This is a genomic window from Salinimonas iocasae (assembly GCF_006228385.1).
Lineage (GTDB): Bacteria > Pseudomonadota > Gammaproteobacteria > Enterobacterales > Alteromonadaceae > Alteromonas > Alteromonas iocasae.
Genome location: NZ_CP039852.1, coordinates 165493 through 183688, shown reverse-complemented (window position 1 = coordinate 183688; position 18196 = coordinate 165493). Strand labels below are relative to the sequence as shown.

Below are 18196 nucleotides of genomic sequence, written 5' to 3'. Positions count from 1 at the left end.
ATACTGGCTACGCATTGCACGCGACTCAGGCACACTGTGTATAAGCGATTAGTCGTAAAAACAAAAAAGGCAGCGAAATGCTGCCTTTTCCAAAGTGAACTGCCGTTACTTTTCGTTTTGCTCTACTTCCTTTTTACGAAACAGGCTTTCAACGAAAACATAAAACATCGGCACAAAGAATATTGCCAGGAATGTGGCTGCAAACATTCCGCCCATTACCGCAATACCAATTGCGTTCTGGCTGGTTGCGCCGGCACCGCTGGCGATAGCCAGTGGTGTCACCCCAAGAATAAAGGCCATTGATGTCATCAGAATCGGACGGAAGCGTTGCTTAGCTGCAGTAGACACTGCTGTCATAATGTCCACACCCTGCTCGACCTGCTCCTTGGCAAATTCGACAATCAGAATTGCGTTCTTGGATGCCAGACCCACGGTGGTTAAAAATGCCACTTGCAAGTACACATCGTTAGGTAAGTTAAAGATGAACGCGGCCACCACAGAGCCCAGCACGCCCAGTGGCACGACCAGCATTACTGCAAAAGGCACCGACCAGCTTTCATACAATGCAGCCAGGCACAAAAAGACCACCAGAATTGAAATTGCGTAGAGCATCGGCGCCTGTGACCCTGCGGCTTTCTCCTCAAAGGAAATCCCCGACCAGGCCAGATCGAACCCTTCAGGTAACTGACTGACCAGCTTCTGCATTTCTTCCATTGCCTGTCCGGTCGATATGCCTGCAGCCGGACTTCCCTGTACGTTCACCGAAGAAATCCCGTTAAAGCGCTCCAGCTTCGGTGATCCGTAGTCCCAACGTGACGAGGCGAAGGAACTGAAAGCCACCATTTCGCCATCGTTGTTACGTACAAACCAGCTATCCAAATCTTCCGGATCCATCCGGTAAGGCGCATCAGCCTGCATATACACGCGCTTGATACGCCCGTCATCGATAAAATCATTTACATAGGCAGAGCCCCACGCTATGCGCAGTGCATTGTTTATCTCATCCAGTGAAACGCCCAGTGCAGATGCCTTTTCGTTATCGATATCAATTTTAAATTGCGGCACATCGCTCAACCCGTTCGGTCTTACCCCATTCAGGTTCGGATTCTGCGCAGCCATACCCAGCAACTGATTACGGGCATTCATCAAAGCTTCGTGCCCCCTGCCGCCACGGTCCAGCAGCTGAAGATTAAAGCCGGTCGCATTACCCAGCTCTCTGATAGGTGGCGGCAATATTGGAAAGGCCTGAGCATCCTGAAATTGCGAGAACGCCCCGAACGCCTGCTTAATAATGTTAAAGGCGCTTTGCGATTCATCCCGTTCTGACCAGTCATTAAGATGGACAAAACCCATTGCTGCATTTTGCGCAGAGCCGGCAAAACTAAACCCAACCACGGTAAACAGGTCGTGCACCGCTTCCTTGTTTTGTTCCAGGAAAAAGTCCTCGACCTTCTTAACCGACTCAAGGGTACGCTGCGCAGTGGAGCCCGGTGGTGTATTGAGCAATACCATGATATTGCCCTGGTCTTCATCGGGCAGGAATGCTCCCGGCAACCGCATAAAAATAAAGACCATGCCGCCAACCATCACACCGTAAACCACCAGATAGCGCTTGAACCGTGCTGCAATATGGGTCGCGGTGCGTTGATAGCGGTCTCGCCCTTTATTGAAGTTACGGTTAAACCAGCCTCCGAATCCTTTATTCTTGTCTTTATTCGGATCGTGCTTTTTCAATAATGTGGCACACAACGAGGGTGAAAGGATGATGGCGACGAGCACCGAGAATGCCATTGCAGAAACGATGGTAATGGAAAACTGACGATAGATAGAGCCCGCCGAACCGCTGAAAAAGGCCATAGGGATAAACACGGTAGAGAGTACCGCAGCAATACCTACCAGCGCACTGGTGATCTGGCCCATGGATTTTTTGGTGGCTTCTTTAGGGGAAAGCCCCTCCTCTTCCATAATACGCTCTACGTTTTCAACCACAACGATCGCATCATCGACCAACAGGCCGATAGCCAGCACCATAGCGAACATCGTAAGTACGTTGATACTGAAACCAAATACGTACAGCACGCCAAAGGTCCCCAGCAAGACCACGGGCACAGCGATGGTGGGAATCAAAGTTGCTCGCCAGTTTTGTAAAAACAGCAGCATTACCAGGAAAACCAGAATAACGGCCTCTACCAGTGTCTGTACCACCGACTTGATAGACAATTCGATGAAAGGTGAGGAATCCACCGGATAAACAACCTTAACGCCTTCCGGCAGTTGCCCTTTTAATTCCTCAACACGGCTTTTGACCCGTTCAATGGTATCAAGGGCATTGGCCCCGCTGGTCAGGCTGACAGCCATACCCGAGGCAGGCTTGCGCTTGTAGCGGGTAATATAGCCATAATCCTGAGAACCCAGTTCAACTCTTGCCACATCCTTAAGGCGAACCTGTGAACCGTCTGTATTAACACGCAGAACGATGTTCTCGAAATCCTCCACGGTCTGAAGCAGCGACTGCGCCTGGATAGTGGCGTTGATTTCCTGCCCGTCGATTGCCGGCATACCACCGAGCTGACCGGCAGACACATCGGTATTTTGAATCTGAACGGCGGCCTGCACATCGACCGGGGTCATATTAAAGCTATACAGCTTATTAGGGTTTAACCAGATTCGCATTGAGCGCTGAGCGCCAAAAACGCGCACATTGCCAACCCCGTTAACCCGTGAAATCGGGTCACGAAATTCAGACACCAACAGGTCACTGAGATCAAACTGGGTCTGCTCACCATTTTCTGAATAAAAGCCGATAACCAGTGCAAAGCTGTCATTAGACTTTGTAACGGTTACCCCTTGCTGTTGCACAGAGGCGGGCAGTAATGAAACCGCACTTTGTACTTTGTTCTGAGTCTGAACCTGCGCGGTGTCCGGGTCTGTGCCAGGCTCAAATGTCAGATTTATCGACATACTGCCGCTTTGGCTGCTGGAAGAAAAATAGCGCAGATTATCGATACCGTTTAGATTCTGCTCGATGACCTGTGTTACAGAGTTTTCAACACTTTTAGCAGACGCACCAGGATACGCTGCACTGATAGAGACAGACGGCGGTGCAACTTTGGGGTACTGCTCTACGGGTAGACTGAAAATCGCCAGCACACCGGCCAGCATGGTGATAATTGCCAACACCCAGGCAAATACGGGTCGATCAATAAAAAAACGTGCCATAGATCTATGTTCCTGCCAGTGTTAAAAATCAGCCGCCCTGGTGGCCTTTTGATTGTGGAGTCACCGTCGCGCCAGGTTTTACTTTCTGGTAGCCAGCGATAATTACCTTATCGCCTTCCTTCACACCACTGGCAGCCAGATAATTGCTTTCATAGCTTCTTGGCACCTCTATGGTCCGGGCCTCCACCTTATTCTGTTGATTGACGACATAAACAACCAACGACCCATCGGGCTGACGCATTGTGGCGCGCTTCGGCACCAACAGCCCCTGGTCTTCCGATTTAATAATATGTGCTTTAACAAACAGGCCTGGCATCAGAACGCTGTCCGGGTTGGGAACCACCGCACGCAATGTCACGCTACCGGTAGTTTCATCTACAGTCACTTCAGAGAATTTCAGTTCGCCACGTTGTTCATAGGTGGTATTACTGCGCTCGTCCAATACTACCTCTACCGGCATTGCCCGTTCACCCTGCATAGAGCGACGCAATTCGATGATTGCCTTACCCGAGTTCTGCATATCGATAAACACCGGGTCCAGCTTCGTGATAGTTGCCAGTTCCTGAGACTGGTTAGCTGTTACCAGGGCGCCTTCTGTAACGTAAGAACGACTGATTTGCCCGCTGATCGGTGCATACACTTTTGTGTACTCAACGTTAACCTCAGCCAAATCGATAGCGGCCTGCGCCACGCCTATCTGGGCTTGTGCCTGATCAGCCTGCGCAACAACGTCATCGTATTCCTGCTCGCTGATAGAATTACCACTTAGCAGGTTTTTATAACGCGCGGCTTTCGCTTCAAGGGTTTTTAAATTTGCCTCAGCGCTTTTCAGATCTGCACGGGCGCTCGCCAACTCAGCCTTGTATCGTGCATCATCTATCTGATAAAGCTGTTGCCCTTTTTCAACCACAGCACCTTCTTCAAATAAACGCTCTGTAATGACACCGGCAACCTGAGGACGAACCTGTGACTGTCGATAAGCCGATACGCGCCCCGGTAGCGCCAGAATATCCGGCACTGTTGAACGCTCTACCGTTATTACTGTAACTGCGGTGGGCGGTGCCTCAGCTGATGGGCCCTGCTGCTGTTCTGATTGTTCGGAACAGCCTGCCAAAGCGAGCAGCAAAAAAGCCACGGCACTTAAAATGAAATGTCGCTTCATATCGATAGTAATCCTGAGTGTACGCTGGACAAAATATGTTTAAACCTATACCTTTTTAAAGATACGTTCTTGTATGTATGCTGTCAAACTGACCAGGAAATGAAATGAGACGCACCAAAGAAGAAGCCGAGCAGACAAAACAGGCAATTCTCGACGCCGCTATTGATGTCTTTACAGACCGTGGAGTCGCTCGCGCAACGCTGGAGCAGATCGCCCGCAGTGCAGATGTAACAAGGGGTGCAGTATACTGGCACTTTAAAAATAAAATCGAAATTTTCGACGCACTGCACGAAAAACTGCATACCCCGTTTATTGAGCGGATCATGCAGGGGTTAGAGGTTGAACACCCCAATCCTGTCGACCAGTTACAGACGATTTGCACCAATTTAATTCTGGATTTGCACGAGGATGCACAGAAGTGCAAAGCCATCAGCCTTTTTATGTTTAAGTGCGATTACTCCGGAGACTTTGAGCAGTGTAAAGCCCGCCACAATGAAAAAAAGCGGGAAAAGCTTGAGGCGTTCGAAGCCTATTTTGCCCGGGCGAAAAAACAGATGACGTTACCTCATGGGGCTGATCCCAAAGTGCTGGCGCTGTCGGTCAGTTGTTTTATCCGTGGCGTGGTAGCGGAATATCTGGAGTCACCCGAGACCTTTAAGATTCAACAGGATGTGCCTGGAATGATGCAACTTTTTTTCAGCGGCATTCTTACCCCTAACGAAGCGGGCTGATAAGTTCCATTGTCGGCGTTATGCTTTTCTAATCGTCTGTTCGCTTGCTAATCATCAACGCTTTATAAGCGGCGGTAAGGGACTGTGATAGCGTATTGTTTCCCCCTTTATCCGGGTGATTCTGATGCTGCAACGACCGGTACTGTCGTTTAATTTGCTGTGTTGTTGGTGTCGCATCGGGTGCAAAACCAAGCACTTCCAGGGCATCGGCCTTATCCGGTTCACTGACAATTCCATACGCATTATCACTCATCGCCTTCCAGAAGCTGTTCAGCATGTCATCGACATCACTTTCTGTTGTGCGGCTAAAATGAGACCAGTCTAAATAATAAGTACGTAAAGGGTCTGCCTCTGCTATGGCTGGACCATCTGATTTATAGGGATGCAGCTTTATACTAGTAGCTGATATTGCCAGCTCGCCAATCTGCCCGCGACGCCAACTGTCCCTTAGCGTATATAAACAATGGAAAAGCAGAAAATGCGTTTGAAACAGATTCCCTGATTCTCTTAGTGCTTCTTTATCAAAAAGCCAGTAAGGCGCATTCTGAAGTTTTTCAATAAGCTGATATTCGCTGACACCTTCTCTGAGCAACGCGAGTTGGTCTTGTATAGCAATAGTAACCTGCTCTACCAGTGGGTGCGTGACTTCATCTTCAGCTGACATAATTTTCCATTTTTGATTGAGTGCTTTTGACAAGCTAAATTACACAATTACATAAGAATAAGGTGCGCCCATCTGTTGTTTATAGTGTAATGACCCTTGATTACTAAAACAATTAAAGGATATTACTGTGCGAGCGATAATTGCATTGCTGAGTATTGTCAGCTTTTTAATGGTAGTTTTACCCGGACCACTGTATCAATTCCTGGGACTGGACCTGGGGCTGGCATTTACTTCTATACGCTATGGCGTATTCGTTGGGGGTGCCGCGTTAATTCTTATCATCCTTCAGGTTATTATCGCGCGTAAGACTGTGAGCTGGGGGAGCACACTTTTTTACACTATTCTGGCGCTGGTAGCCGTTGTCATGCCTTTAAGTATGATGGGCAAGGCCTCTACCGTTCCGCCCATTCATGATATCACTACAGACGTTACAAACCCGCCGGCTTTTGTTGCAGTCGCCCCCTTACGGGCTGATGCGCCCAACCCCATTGATTACGAGGGCGGTGAAGTCACTCGCCAACAACTTGAAGCCTATCCTGAAATTAAGACACAACTATTCGCTAAGCCGGTTGAAGAGGTATTCACCGCTGCAGAGCAAACGGTTGACGCAATGGGATGGGAGCGCGTTGAGGGCAACGCGAAAGAAAACACTATCGAAGCAACCGATACCACTACGTGGTTTGGCTTCAAAGATGATGTCGTTATTCGCCTGACGCAAAAGGGGGATGATACCCTGGTAGATGTGCGTAGTAAGTCTCGCGTAGGCCGCAGCGACCTGGGTAAAAACGCAGAGCGCATCAATTCATTTTTCGAGAATCTACGCCAGCGTACTGATGTAAGTTACGAATAGTCCCCTCAAATTAATGATGTTAAAGGCGGGCACAGCCCCGCCTTTATTATTTTAGATTCGCGTCCGCCCCGTATCTTGCCTGAAAGATCTTAACCACCGCTGTCTGAAACCATTGTTAATAAACGCGCACTTATTAATGTAAGCGTCTATAAATTATTTCCCTACAATCTGTCGTATTCCAACGGTAACTTTCAATTTCTGGCGATCTGTCTGCAAACTATGAGACCTTTTTGTCAGAGCCGCATGAAGCCTGAATAAACTTCAACTTCTCCTCACTATCGACTACAGCACTGAGAATTCACAATACTTAATAGAGTTCTGCATTTGTATGTCAGTCACTCATTAGGACGAACGATACGTTAACTTAGCAATATAATGAATCATCTCGTTTTATTTGGTCGTGAGTTCTTCGGATAAAGCTTTGTACGATAAGGAAAGAGATCATTACTATCTGGTAAAATGAGAGTACGAATAGCTATATACTCAATAACTACATCTAGCCTTTTTACCAGACTAGTGTTAATCCAACCGGCAGGCCCGCGTTCTGCGCAAAACCGCGGCTTGATAGGTAAATTTGAGGTGACTTAACGTTACTTGAAAAGAAGGAACTGGAATACACGCCAGTGCTTTCTGACGCAAAGGGCCATCCAACAGCATCAGTTATCCATTTATTTCTTGCACTTCCAAAAACGAAAAAAGCGCACTCGACTGAGTGGGCTTCTTCGTAGAATAGGACTGCTTCACATCGAGACATGGCGCACTACCGTGTGGGTGATACTTCTCTCACATGGGGGCGATGAGCGGTGAGTGTAGCGAACGAGGGGTGCCAGTGGTACGCCGAATAGGAGTCTGGCGTTCTGCTATCTCACATGGGGGTGAAGGAGGACCGTTATGCCAGTGGCATAACGCAGCCGACTGAACGGCTCGCCATGGACGGCGAGACTGGTCATAGCACCAGGGACGGGTTGGTACATCCGAACCAGTGCAGTCCTTACTGTTCGAGTACCCATGATGGGTTAGGTTTCGCTAAGAGAGAGTAGCACGCCAGTGCTTTCTGAGGGAAAGGGCTATCGGATCCCTTAATTAATTCAGATAACGTTTTGCTTGCTGCACAAACGAAAAAAGGGCCATCCAAACGGATAGCCCTTTCTCTTAGTATAGGAGTCTGGCGGTGTGCTACTCTCACATGGGGAAACCCCACACTACCATCGCCGCTAACGTGTTTCACTTCTGAGTTCGGAATGGGATCAGGTGGTGCCACGTCGCTATGGCCGCCAGACAAAAACTTTTCGTGCAGAATATCTTTTCATATTCTGCGCAAGGAGGACTTGCAGTACGCTCTGTGGCACGTCAAGTCAGCCTTACTTAAAAACTTAACAATTCGGGAAAGTCTGATATTCAATCTATTGAGTAACGTCACTACTCTGCTTACGTTTTTACTTAGCTTGTCTACAACCCGTGCAGGCTTTGCCGCTTTGGGTTGTATGGTTAAGCCTCTCGGGCAATTAGTACAGGTTAGCTTAACGCCTTACAACGCTTCCACACCCTGCCTATCAACGTCTTAGTCTTAAACAACCCTTCCAGAACTTAAAGTTCAGGGATGACTCATCTCTGGGCCGGCTTCCCGCTTAGATGCTTTCAGCGGTTATCCGTTCCGAACATAGCTACCGGGCAATGCGATTGGCATCACAACCCGAACACCAGCGGTTCGTCCACTCCGGTCCTCTCGTACTAGGAGCAGCTCCCATCAATCATCCAACGCCCACACCAGATAGGGACCGAACTGTCTCACGACGTTCTAAACCCAGCTCGCGTACCACTTTAAATGGCGAACAGCCATACCCTTGGGACCGACTTCAGCCCCAGGATGTGATGAGCCGACATCGAGGTGCCAAACACCGCCGTCGATATGAACTCTTGGGCGGTATCAGCCTGTTATCCCCGGAGTACCTTTTATCCGTTGAGCGATGGCCCTTCCATACAGAACCACCGGATCACTATGACCTACTTTCGTACCTGCTCGACGTGTCTGTCTCGCAGTTAAGCTAGCTTATGCCATTGCACTAACCTCACGATGTCCGACCGTGATTAGCTAACCTTCGTGCTCCTCCGTTACTATTTGGGAGGAGACCGCCCCAGTCAAACTACCCACCAGACACTGTCCTTAACCCCGATAAGGGGTCTAAGTTAGAACATCAAACATACCAGGGTGGTATTTCAAGGACGGCTCCATGCAAACTGGCGTCTGCATTTCAAAGCCTCCCACCTATCCTACACAAGTAGGTTCAATGTTCAGTGCCAAGCTGTAGTAAAGGTTCACGGGGTCTTTCCGTCTAGGTGCGGGTACACAGCATCTTCACTGCGATTTCAATTTCACTGAGTCTCGGGTGGAGACAGCGTGGCCATGGTTACACCATTCGTGCAGGTCGGAACTTACCCGACAAGGAATTTCGCTACCTTAGGACCGTTATAGTTACGGCCGCCGTTTACCGGGGCTTCGATCAAGAACTTCGCTTACGCTAATCCCATCAATTAACCTTCCGGCACCGGGCAGGTGTCACACCCTATACGTCCTCTTACGAGTTTGCAGAGTGCTGTGTTTTTAATAAACAGTCCCAGCCACCTGGTCACTGCGACCACCAACAGCTTACCGCGTAAAGCGTTCACCGCCGGTGGCGTACCTTCTCCCGAAGTTACGGTACTATTTTGCCGAGTTCCTTCACCCGAGTTCTCTCAAGCGCCTTAGTATTCTCTACCTGACCACCTGTGTCGGTTTGGGGTACGGTTCACATAATCATACGTTTAGAAGCTTTTCCTGGAAGCAGGGCATCAACAACTTCACTCCCTTGGGAGCTCGTCTCGTGTCTCGGCCTTGAAAACCCGGATTTACCTAAGTTTTCAGCCTACGCACTTTCACATGGACAACCAACGCCATGCTTGCTTAGCCTTCTCCGTCCCTCCATCACTGATTATACAAGTACGGGAATATTAACCCGTTTCCCATCGACTACGCATTTCTGCCTCGCCTTAGGGGCCGACTTACCCTGCCCTGATTAGCATGGGACAGGAAACCTTGGTCTTCCGGCGTGGGGGTTTTTCACCCCCATTATCGTTACTCATGTCAGCATTCGCACTTGTGATATGTCCAGCAAACCTTACAGTTCACCTTCATCCACTTACACAACGCTCCCCTACCCAATACGATAAATCGCATTGCCGCAGCTTCGGTATATTGCTTAGCCCCGTTACATCTTCCGCGCAGGCCGACTCGACTAGTGAGCTATTACGCTTTCTTTAAAGGATGGCTGCTTCTAAGCCAACCTCCTAGCTGTCTGTGCCTTCCCACATCGTTTCCCACTTAGCAATATTTGGGGACCTTAGCTGGCGGTCTGGGTTGTTTCCCTCTCCACGACGGACGTTAGCACCCGCCGTGTGTCTCCCGGATAGTTCTCAATGGTATTCGGAGTTTGCAAAGGGTTGGTAAGTCGGGATGACCCCCTAGCCTTAACAGTGCTCTACCCCCAATGGAATTCGTCCGAGGCTCTACCTAAATAGATTTCGGGGAGAACCAGCTATCTCCCGGTTTGATTGGCCTTTCACCCCCAGCCACAAGTCATCTCCTGACTTTTCAACGTCAGTGAGTTCGGTCCTCCAGTTGATGTTACTCAACCTTCAACCTGCCCATGGCTAGATCACCGGGTTTCGGGTCTATACCTGGCAACTAAACGCGCAGTTAACACTCGCTTTCGCTACGGCTCCGCTATACGCTTAACCTTGCTACCAAATATAAGTCGCTGACCCATTATACAAAAGGTACGCAGTCACACCACGAAGGTGCTCCCACTGCTTGTACGTATACGGTTTCAGGTTCTATTTCACTCCCCTCACAGGGGTTCTTTTCGCCTTTCCCTCACGGTACTGGTTCACTATCGGTCAGTTAGGAGTATTTAGCCTTGGAGGATGGTCCCCCCATTTTCAGTCAAGATAACACGTGTCCCGACCTACTCGATTTCACATTGATTTTGCCGTCGTGTACGGGGCTGTCACCCGGTATCGCGCCACTTCCCAGAGGCTTCCACTAACTCATTCAATGCTTAAGGGCTGCTCCCCGTTCGCTCGCCGCTACTAAGGGAATCTCGGTTGATTTCTTTTCCTAAGGGTACTTAGATGTTTCAGTTCCCCTCGTTTGCTTCGTTACACTATGTATTCATGCAACGATACCTGTAAACAGGTGGGTTTCCCCATTCGGACATCTGTGGCTCAAATGCGTTTTGTCAGCTCACCACAGCTTTTCGCAGACTTACACGTCCTTCATCGCCTCTAACTGCCAAGGCATCCACCGTATACGCTTTGTCACTTAACCATACAACCCAAAACAGCCTTTTGACTTCTGCTTTGGCCGGTGAATCAACACCTGCTGTATGATGACAAGCTAATCGTGATTTGCCTTGTCATCAAACTTAATTGATAACAAGCAATTCAAGTCAAGTAGAGTAGCTTTGAGAGAACACCTTTCGATATTCTCAGTTACTCAATTTTGATTGATTACTAATATCAGCTTTCCAAATTGTTAAAGAACGTTTTGCCAAAAAATATTGCGAAGCAATTTCTTTTGGCATTCGTTACATCACCCTAATACATCGTATTACGGTGAGATAACAAAACAATCTGTGTGAACACTACATCAAGAGCGTCAACGACGTTATCGGTAAGGAGGTGATCCAACCGCAGGTTCCCCTACGGTTACCTTGTTACGACTTCACCCCAGTCATGAAACACAAAGTGGTGATCGCCCTCTAAAAGTTAGGCTAACCACTTCTTTTGCATCCCACTCCCATGGTGTGACGGGCGGTGTGTACAAGGCCCGGGAACGTATTCACCGCAGTATTCTGACCTGCGATTACTAGCGATTCCGACTTCACGGAGTCGAGTTGCAGACTCCGATCCGGACTACGATATTCTTTAAGGGGTCCGCTCCACATCGCTGTCTCGCTTCCCTCTGTAAATACCATTGTAGCACGTGTGTAGCCCTACACGTAAGGGCCATGATGACTTGACGTCGTCCCCACCTTCCTCCGGTTTGTCACCGGCAGTCTCCTTAGAGTGCCCAACCTAATGCTGGCAACTAAGGACAAGGGTTGCGCTCGTTGCGGGACTTAACCCAACATCTCACGACACGAGCTGACGACAGCCATGCAGCACCTGTGTCAGAGTTCCCGAAGGCACCAATCCATCTCTGGAAAGTTCTCTGCATGTCAAGTGTAGGTAAGGTTCTTCGCGTTGCATCGAATTAAACCACATGCTCCACCGCTTGTGCGGGCCCCCGTCAATTCATTTGAGTTTTAACCTTGCGGCCGTACTCCCCAGGCGGTCTACTTAGCGCGTTAGCTTCGCTACTCACAACTTAAAGTCGCAAACAGCTAGTAGACAGCGTTTACGGTGTGGACTACCAGGGTATCTAATCCTGTTCGCTACCCACACTTTCGCACATGAGCGTCAGTCTTTGGCCAGGGAGCCGCCTTCGCCACTGATGTTCCTCCAGATATCTACGCATTTCACCGCTACACCTGGAATTCCACTCCCCTCTCCAAGACTCTAGTCTGCCAGTTCTAAATGACCATCCCAGGTTGAGCCCGGGGCTTTCACATCTAGCTTAACAAACCGCCTGCGTGCGCTTTACGCCCAGTAATTCCGATTAACGCTTGCACCCTCCGTATTACCGCGGCTGCTGGCACGGAGTTAGCCGGTGCTTCTTCTGTGGGTAACGTCAATCTAAGCAGGTATTAACTACTTAGCCTTCCTCCCCACTGAAAGTGCTTTACAACCCGAAGGCCTTCTTCACACACGCGGCATGGCTGGATCAGGCTTGCGCCCATTGTCCAATATTCCCCACTGCTGCCTCCCGTAGGAGTCTGGGCCGTGTCTCAGTCCCAGTGTGGCTGATCTTCCTCTCAGAACAGCTAGAGATCGTTGCCTTGGTGAGCCTTTACCCCACCAACTAGCTAATCTCACTTGGGCCTCTCTTTGCGCGAGAGCCTGAGCCCCCTTTGGTCCGTAGACATTATGCGGTATTAGCCACCGTTTCCAGTGGTTATCCCCCTCGCAAAGGCAAGTTCCCAAGCATTACTCACCCGTCCGCCGCTCGTCATCTTCTAGCAAGCTAGAAATGTTACCGCTCGACTTGCATGTGTTAGGCCTGCCGCCAGCGTTCAATCTGAGCCATGATCAAACTCTTCAATTAAAATCGAAAAACTTTATGAATCGTCGGTTGACACTCTTAACGAGTGCCCACACAGATTGTCTTGTTATAAATTGTTAAAGAGCAATTTGCTTCGTTTCTCCCCGAAGCGGGACGCGCATTCTACGCGCTTGGTTTTCGTTGTCAACACCTTTTTGAAAGTTAATTTCGAAGGCCTTGGAAAACCGCTTTTCATGTCGGCGTAAGCCTGTCTGATAAAGCCCTTCAACTGTCTTGCCTGTTGGCCTGTCCCGTCGAAGTGGTGCGCATTCTAGAGATCTGAGCCGCGCCGTCAACACTTAATTTCAAAAAACTGTCATATTGCGTTTGTTTGCTTATTTGCTGTGCGATCTGATTCATTTAGCATCAGATCTATCGTGGATCTCATCGTTTCAGCGTTCAGATGTATCTTCTTAATGTTGTATTAATCCGATTTAGTAACTACCGGGTTTTCTTTTCCGGCATATTCCAGCGGTGCTTCTTCCTTCAGGTATTTATTCACAGCTTGCCTTGCTATATCACTTAATACTGTATTTTTAAGTTCATATACTTTGCGAGCTGCAAATGCATCTTCGGTTCGCTGATAAAATACCGTCTTGCTTAGTCGTTGCTGAAGCTCTCCGCTTTCAACTAACATCTGCAGGCCTGACTCTATTCGTTCAGCCAGTGCGGTATTGTCTTTGTTCACATAAAAGAATAGTGGGTTAGGATAAAACAGCAAATGGTGTTCATCTATCTTCAGGTCCCGGGTCACATCGTTTTGAAGTTCCAGTTTTGCCTCATGTAGTGCCCTGGGATACGCATCAGCATAGCCATTACGCACTGCTCTGAATCCCGCCCGGTAGGGATTCTTCACTACAGCAAAGTCATTGCTTTGAAGGATTTGAGTATCCGGCCAGTCTGGGCCCTGAGTCAAAGACAATTGTCGCAGGCTAGATAAAGACAGGGTTTTTGAGAAACGCTCGTCTGTTTTTTTAACCATTAATACGCGGTAACCATATAGCCCGCCAATGATTGGTACGGGAATCGCGCGCGCCCTCTGGTCGCGTTCGGCATTACTTATCATCCATATGACATCTGCCATACCTTTTTCGAGATTTAGCAACTGACGAGTTTGGACTGTCGACTCACGTTGCACTTCCAACTCAAAAGTACCGTAACTATTTTCGGTAAGCTCAAGCGCGCGCGTCAATATATCAACTATATAGTAGTGGATTTCATCAGTGGTGCTTACTTCACTGGGTATATACAGTTTGCTATGGTTTTGTTCTGATGATTCTGGCGTTGCCTGTGCTAACGGTGAAACGCCGATACAAGCAATACTTAGTATCAGCCACATCGTGTTTAACACTTTCATCCCTTTCCCTGTCAGCTTGCTTTTCAATTCATAAGTGCTCATCCTATTCAGACTAGTTCACTTTTGAGACTGACGCTAAACTAAATTGCAGCGTAAAAGGTAACAATTAGTATAAAGAAGATTGCTCGTGATGGGCCGCCGCCAGGTATGTGCTCACAATATTTATTGTTCGTAGCGCGATGGCCTGCTTCAACTCAGCATGTTCAGCCATCTGATATGCGCATACCAGCATATAACTCAAAGTTTGTAGCTTTTTAATGAGCCAGGGCCGGGCATTATCGTCCAACTCCAATAGTATCTCTGCTATGTCAAATGCACAGCCCAGGTAAGGAATGGAGTCTGAGTATCGCCCCGTGTTAAATAAGCTAGCCCCTTGCTTTTCATCTCTGCTAAGAAAGTAAGCGGCTTCGTTAGGATTGGTATAAACCCATTCAGCATGTTTGGCACATAGGTAGGTCGTCTGCATAACAAAATCTCCGTGATTTTGTTTTAAGTTAGTCTATGCCTCATAAACATGCAAATAAAAATCATTATCATTTAAACAAATTGAGCCGCGACCCATCCCGAGCTCCATGCCCATTGAAAATTGTAGCCGCCAAGCCACCCGGTGACATCTACTGCTTCGCCGATGAAAAACAAGCCTTCAACGTCCCGCGCTTCCATCGTTTTAGACGACAGTGCATTGGTATCTACGCCGCCCAGTGTGACCTCAGCCGTTCGATAGCCCTCGGTACCCGCGGGCTGGATGCGCCAGTGGTGCAGCTGGTCGGCAATACTTTGTATTTGTTTATCGTTAAGCTGCTTTAAGGGCACGTTTGGCAGATTGAGAATTTTGACTAGCGTGTCGGCAAATCGCCGGGCAAAGCAGGTTGCAATAAAGTTTTTCAGCAAAACATTAGGCTTTGTCTCTTTCTCGGTTTTAAGTTTTTCAGCAAGATCTTCATTCACACTCAGGTCAAGCTTTACTGGTTGTCCATCCCAATAAGATGAGATTTGTAGAATAGCCGGTCCTGAAATGCCACGGTGTGTGATCAACATATCTTCAACAAACGAAGTATCATTGCACGAGGCGCGCACCGTTTGTGAGATACCTGAAATCTCAGCTAATGAGGTTTTAAGCTCCGGCGGCAGCGTGAATGGCACGAGTCCGGCTCTGGTAGGCAACACCCGCAGACCAAACTGCTCAGCAATCTTGTAAGCGAACGGCGTTGCGCCAAGTTTTGGAAGGCTTAATCCACCGGTAGCAATAACCAACGATTCGCACTGATACTCGCCCTGGCTGGTTTGCAGCACAAAACCGTCTTCGACCTTATCAACGTGAGTAATATCACATCGTGTTGTAACGTTAACGCCCCCCTTCTCGCACTCTGCAAGAAGCATTTCAACGATATCCGAGGCGCTATTGTCACAAAAAAGCTGGCCAAGTGTTTTTTCATGATAAGGAATCTTGTAATCATTAACGAGACCGATAAAGTCCCACTGCGTATAACGGCTTAAGGCTGACTTACAAAAATGAGGATTTTGGGAGAGATAATTTTCCGGAGCAGCATACATGTTAGTGAAATTGCAACGCCCGCCGCCAGACATAAGAATCTTTCGGCCGACCTTTTTCGCGTGATCAAGCACTTCCACATGTTTTCCACGCTGACCAGCCTGCGCTGCGCAGAACAGCCCGGCTGCTCCCGCTCCAATAACAATGACGTCGCGCTTTATCACTTTACTACCCCTGAGTTAATCTTCGCGCCGATTATACGCAGGGAATCAGAGGAACAAAACGCCTTTAGCTAAAGAGACTGACGAGGAGCATTTCCCCGTCAGGCTTGTTCGCTCATATAGTTTTGAGACCAGGACAATAGCTCAATACGGTTACGTGAATGCGTTTTTCTGAAAATACTATAGATGTGCGTTTTCACCGTATTTACAGAGATATGCAATTGATCAGCAATTTCCTGGTTTTGTGAACCTTTGGAAACCAGCTCGATAATTGTCAGCTCACGTTTTGTTAGCTTTGGATGAGCAGCAGAGTCTGTCGGACGACTGGCCCGGGTTTTAGAAATTGCAGGCCGACGCGCGTATTGTCGCATTCTGCGTAATGCTTCATTAATTGAGCCACGCTTGAACCACACATCCATTTTATCTAAACGACGTACACCTTTAAGCAACAATTCCGGTGAATCCGACGCATAGAATGTGCCCTCTACGCCCGCGATAATTGCCTCGCACTCATCAAGTTCGCCTGGCTGCAGATTGAACAACACCCACCGGGCATTACCGTTGCGCTGATAAAAGTCGCTGAGTTTATTGGTCTGTGTCGCGGCATCGTAGAAAACCAGATCCTGATTGGAGGTTTCAGGCAATGCCTCGGTGCTACCTAATTCGATTACATCGTAACCGCAGGTATTAAGCAATCCTTTAAAAAGATTGACATTCGGGTCCTGCTGAACATCTGAATAGCAAGACGGAGAAATTAGATATACATTGAACTTTTGGCCTTTTGCCATAAGTACAACCCTCCATGGCCCAGCGAAATAGAAGAACGTCAGACAGTCCTGACTGACTCGAATGCGCGCTGGGTATAGGTTTACAATACGTGAAGTACTGCCTGACCTTCACCTCGGAAAGTTTCGTTATTATTGTTCGAGTTTAGCAGAGTGTGTTTACCGCACCAGAAATAAAACATTAAATTTATTCCGTCTGCTAAAAACGTATTATAACGAAAGCCTGAGTGTATACGCCACAACCTCAGGCTTGGTTTACTTATATTACCGGCTTAAAGACTATCCAGCATTGTCTGCGCATCAGAAACATCAAAACGACCCGGATCCTCGACGTTCAGCTGCGTCACAATACCGTCTTCAACAAGCATTGAGTATCGTAGCGAGCGCGTACCACCGAACGTGCCCGTATCCATATCCAGCCCGATATTTTTGGTAAAAACAGCATTACCATCAGCCAGCATAATAATCTCATCTGCGTTGCTTGCTTTTTTCCACGCATCCATTACAAACGCATCATTTACCGAAACACACATTATCTCATCAACGCCCCTGGCTTTCAGCTTGTCAGCAAGCGCAACGTAGCCAGGTAGATGTGCTTCTGAACAGGTAGGTGTAAAGGCACCGGGTACACCAAACACCACTACTTTTTTATCGCCAAAGAGTGCATTTGTGTGCGGGTTGATGAGTTCTCCGTCCTTGATTATTCCAAACGAGACTTCTGGTAAGGAACCACCTACATTCAACATGTTTTTCTCCTGATTATTTTATGTAAACATCAAAACGATGTTTTTTACTGGCTATTGCCATCGACGGCGCTGTATCAGCAAGGTATGCCGCACTGTTAGGCCGCTTCACTATAACTCTTTTTCGTGCCAGACGACGTGCCGGTGCCAATAGCTGATCTGAATCCGGATCGTCACCCAACAACTGCTGAAACACTTTCATTTCTTTTTTAACTGCTGCCGCCTTTTTGCGGTGAGGAAACATCGGATCCAAATACACCACATCAATATCCGGAGCTGTCCAGCCAGCCATAACCTCAATACTGTTTCCATGAACCAGCGAAAGCTGTCCGGCTAACGCTGGTTCAGACTCTGCCAACCTTCGCAGACCGTCTTCCAGTAAGGCAGCAACGACTGCTGAACGTTCCACCATAATGACTTTACAGCCCAATGACGCCAGCACATATGCATCTCTGCCAAGGCCTGGTGTTGCATCTACTACAGTAGGTACATTCTGTCCCTTAACCCCCACTGCTTTTGCAATAGGTTCTTTTTTACCTCCGCCATGTTGCCGTCTGTACTGAATATCTCCAGCCAGAAAATCAACATAAATACCCTGCTGTCGCGGTTTTTCGTTATCTTTAAGTTGTAGCAGATTATTTTCAATTACCAACATTAACCCGTCGGGCAACGTTGCTGCCAGCGGTAAATTCCATTGAGTAGCCATCGCTTGTGCCAGCTTCCTGTCTCGCGGA

Annotated in this window: 11 protein-coding genes and 3 rRNA genes; 2 read left to right on the top strand and 12 right to left on the bottom strand. The window is 48.3% G+C overall.

What is annotated here, in order from left to right:
* Window positions 1-105: 105 nt before the first annotated feature.
* Window positions 106-3219 carry an efflux RND transporter permease subunit gene (locus FBQ74_RS00745; RefSeq protein ID WP_139754852.1) on the bottom strand — a complete coding sequence of 1038 codons (3114 nt, stop codon included), beginning with the start codon at window positions 3217-3219 and terminating at the stop codon, window positions 106-108.
* Window positions 3220-3247: 28 nt separating this feature from the next.
* Window positions 3248-4381, bottom strand: coding sequence for an efflux RND transporter periplasmic adaptor subunit (locus FBQ74_RS00740; RefSeq protein ID WP_139754851.1), 1134 nt, complete (start codon window positions 4379-4381; stop codon window positions 3248-3250).
* Between the two features lie 104 nt (window positions 4382-4485).
* On the opposite strand from FBQ74_RS00740, the gene FBQ74_RS00735 reads away from it, so the two are divergent.
* On the top strand, window positions 4486-5112 hold the full coding sequence (locus FBQ74_RS00735; RefSeq protein ID WP_139754850.1) for a TetR family transcriptional regulator: 627 nt from the start codon (window positions 4486-4488) through the stop codon (window positions 5110-5112).
* Window positions 5113-5140: 28 nt separating this feature from the next.
* Here FBQ74_RS00735 and FBQ74_RS00730 read toward each other — a convergent pair whose 3' ends face one another.
* A complete protein-coding gene (locus tag FBQ74_RS00730; protein ID WP_139754849.1) occupies window positions 5141-5776 on the bottom strand; it encodes a DNA-J related domain-containing protein in 636 nt (211 codons plus the stop codon).
* Window positions 5777-5903: 127 nt separating this feature from the next.
* Here FBQ74_RS00730 and FBQ74_RS00725 point away from each other — a divergent pair, with 127 nt between their 5' ends.
* Window positions 5904-6626: a DUF1499 domain-containing protein gene (locus FBQ74_RS00725; protein WP_139754848.1), complete on the top strand. Its 723-nt coding sequence runs from the start codon at window positions 5904-5906 to the stop codon at window positions 6624-6626.
* Between the two features lie 1163 nt (window positions 6627-7789).
* On the opposite strand, the gene rrf is transcribed toward FBQ74_RS00725, so the two are convergent.
* From rrf to FBQ74_RS00680, 9 genes are all read right to left on the bottom strand, one after another.
* Window positions 7790-7905 (bottom strand): 5S ribosomal RNA (gene rrf, locus FBQ74_RS00720).
* A gap of 205 nt (window positions 7906-8110) precedes the next feature.
* A 23S ribosomal RNA gene (locus FBQ74_RS00715) occupies window positions 8111-10989 on the bottom strand.
* A 346-nt stretch (window positions 10990-11335) separates the two neighbouring features.
* Window positions 11336-12867, bottom strand: a 16S ribosomal RNA gene (locus tag FBQ74_RS00710).
* Together the 16S, 23S and 5S rRNA genes form the textbook arrangement of a ribosomal RNA operon.
* 421 nt (window positions 12868-13288) lie before the next feature.
* A complete protein-coding gene (locus FBQ74_RS00705) occupies window positions 13289-14221 on the bottom strand; it encodes a type 2 periplasmic-binding domain-containing protein (RefSeq protein ID WP_168190579.1) in 933 nt (310 codons plus the stop codon).
* Window positions 14222-14327: 106 nt separating this feature from the next.
* A complete protein-coding gene (locus FBQ74_RS00700) occupies window positions 14328-14687 on the bottom strand; it encodes a hypothetical protein (protein WP_139754846.1) in 360 nt (119 codons plus the stop codon).
* 71 nt (window positions 14688-14758) lie between these two features.
* Window positions 14759-15937 carry a BaiN/RdsA family NAD(P)/FAD-dependent oxidoreductase gene (locus FBQ74_RS00695; protein ID WP_139754845.1) on the bottom strand — a complete coding sequence of 393 codons (1179 nt, stop codon included), beginning with the start codon at window positions 15935-15937 and terminating at the stop codon, window positions 14759-14761.
* Between the two features lie 98 nt (window positions 15938-16035).
* Complete coding sequence (locus tag FBQ74_RS00690) at window positions 16036-16722, bottom strand: response regulator transcription factor (protein WP_139754844.1); 687 nt, start codon at window positions 16720-16722, stop codon at window positions 16036-16038.
* Between the two features lie 269 nt (window positions 16723-16991).
* Window positions 16992-17465: a peroxiredoxin gene (locus FBQ74_RS00685; protein ID WP_139754843.1), complete on the bottom strand. Its 474-nt coding sequence runs from the start codon at window positions 17463-17465 to the stop codon at window positions 16992-16994.
* A 13-nt stretch (window positions 17466-17478) separates the two neighbouring features.
* Window positions 17479-18168 (bottom strand): class I SAM-dependent methyltransferase, encoded by a 690-nt coding sequence (locus FBQ74_RS00680; protein WP_408641345.1) that lies wholly within the window; start codon window positions 18166-18168, stop codon window positions 17479-17481.
* Window positions 18169-18196 lie beyond the last annotated feature (28 nt).

Excerpts from the sequence above, each read along its gene's own strand:
- FBQ74_RS00700 (WP_139754846.1), bottom strand. The coding sequence starts at position 14,687 with ATGCAGACGACCTACCTATGTGCCAAACATGCTGAATGGGTTTATACC.
- FBQ74_RS00745 (WP_139754852.1), bottom strand. The coding sequence starts at position 3,219 with ATGGCACGTTTTTTTATTGATCGACCCGTATTTGCCTGGGTGTTGGCA.
- FBQ74_RS00735 (WP_139754850.1), top strand. The coding sequence starts at position 4,486 with ATGAGACGCACCAAAGAAGAAGCCGAGCAGACAAAACAGGCAATTCTC.
- FBQ74_RS00730 (WP_139754849.1), bottom strand. The coding sequence starts at position 5,776 with ATGTCAGCTGAAGATGAAGTCACGCACCCACTGGTAGAGCAGGTTACT.
- FBQ74_RS00705 (WP_168190579.1), bottom strand. The coding sequence starts at position 14,221 with ATGAAAGTGTTAAACACGATGTGGCTGATACTAAGTATTGCTTGTATC.
- FBQ74_RS00685 (WP_139754843.1), bottom strand. The coding sequence starts at position 17,465 with ATGTTGAATGTAGGTGGTTCCTTACCAGAAGTCTCGTTTGGAATAATC.
- FBQ74_RS00680 (WP_408641345.1), bottom strand. The coding sequence starts at position 18,168 with ATGGCTACTCAATGGAATTTACCGCTGGCAGCAACGTTGCCCGACGGG.
- FBQ74_RS00690 (WP_139754844.1), bottom strand. The coding sequence starts at position 16,722 with ATGGCAAAAGGCCAAAAGTTCAATGTATATCTAATTTCTCCGTCTTGC.
- FBQ74_RS00740 (WP_139754851.1), bottom strand. The coding sequence starts at position 4,381 with ATGAAGCGACATTTCATTTTAAGTGCCGTGGCTTTTTTGCTGCTCGCT.